Origin of the sequence: Clostridium sp. MCC328 (assembly GCF_018785465.1) — a bacterium.
In the GTDB taxonomy this organism is placed as follows: Bacteria; Bacillota; Clostridia; order Lachnospirales; family Lachnospiraceae; genus Pilosibacter; species Pilosibacter fragilis.
The window spans coordinates 1-1,301 of the sequence record NZ_WQPW01000058.1 but is presented as its reverse complement, the minus strand read 5'-3'; the positions used below and the strand labels follow the sequence as shown (position 1 = coordinate 1,301).

The following is a 1,301-nucleotide window of genomic DNA, read 5'->3' as shown; positions in this document are numbered from 1 at the left end:
GCGTCGATACGCCACAGTTCGGCTTTCCTCGTCACCGTAACGCCAAACCATGCGTTTTCCAGATCGGTATCAAAATCCAGTAAATCAGGTCGCTTGGTAAGGAACAGGAACTGATGTTGTGGATTTTCACGGATCTTTGCAAATACCTCGTCTCTCCATTCCGGCTTCCATCCGGAGAGATCGCTCATCCCGGTAAGAAGAAAGTTCTGCGGACGTTTCTTTTCCATCATCTTGAGCTTACCCGGAAAGAATTCAGGGTCAGCGAAGTCATCAATCATATGCCAGCGTTTCACGTTGTTGCGGGCATAGCAATATGTACATCCCACTGTGCAGCCGATGACGATATTCATGTTCTGAATCTGATCTTTGATACAAATACTCATGACTTCTGCCACTCCTCAAGATTCTTTCTGATGCGGTCGAGGCATTCCTCAAACCGGGTAATTTCTTCCTCTGAAAAACCTTTGTAGTAAATACTGCCCATCTCATCAGATACAAAATCGTACTCGCCCTTTAAGGCATGTGCTTTCTCAGTCAGAAACAGGAGTGTTTTCCTTTTGTCCGTTTCAGACTGAACACGGCTTATCAGCCCTTGATTTTCCATTCTTTCCAGCATCGTAGTAAGAGATGTTATCGCTAATCCGCATTTAGTCGAGAGTGACCTGATTGAGATACCATCCTCCTGCCACAGCACATAAAGAATACGTCCCTGGGCTCCATTAAACGCATCAATATTCTTTTCACTGAGAATCTTCTCGAAAATCCGGTCTCCAAGCTGTTTTATTTTGGTGACAAGAAATCCTCCATTCATTTCCATGCAAAAGCTCCTATATAGTAGTTTATTAAAAACATACTATATAGGAGTTTTATTGTCAAGAGTTTATATGTCTTAATAGGTAAATTCCGTTTTTTCAATTCTTCAAACTTGAATTTTCAAATCAGTCTTTGCAAATAACCTTTGAAGCTTCACCATCGATTACAATTCCCTGACGGTTGTTAATTGGGCATAGATTCAAATCCGAAAATTCAATCATTATTTTCTCAGTAACTTTCTTAAATGGTGCTGTAAGATAATGCGGAAGAACATAGAAATCAATCAAATCAAGCCCTGCATCATCTTCTTGTGAGTAGTCCTCCGGCTTTTCATCCATTTGTTCAATATATTGGATAGTTGGAGCGCATATAATCGCACCCGCCGATTCACCGATCATCAGTTTTCCCTTTGCCAATTCCTTTTTCAGCAGTCCATCAGTTCCCGTTTTACGGAGCTGGTCCATAAGAAAGAAAGAATTTCCGCCGGT

Annotated in this window: 3 protein-coding genes; all 3 read right to left on the bottom strand. The window is 41.6% G+C overall.

Annotated elements, in window-relative coordinates; translation table 11 throughout:
- Window positions 1-383 (bottom strand): DUF5131 family protein (locus tag GPK83_RS09470; protein WP_215704634.1); only part of this gene is annotated, 383 nt, incomplete at its 3' end.
- A complete protein-coding gene (locus GPK83_RS09465) occupies window positions 380-817 on the bottom strand; it encodes a radical SAM mobile pair system MarR family transcriptional regulator (RefSeq protein WP_204932806.1) in 438 nt (145 codons plus the stop codon). The genes GPK83_RS09465 and GPK83_RS09470, both read right to left, overlap by 4 nt.
- A 121-nt stretch (window positions 818-938) precedes the next feature.
- Window positions 939-1,301: Type 1 glutamine amidotransferase-like domain-containing protein (locus tag GPK83_RS09460; RefSeq protein WP_215704633.1), on the bottom strand; the 363-nt coding region annotated here is incomplete at its 5' end.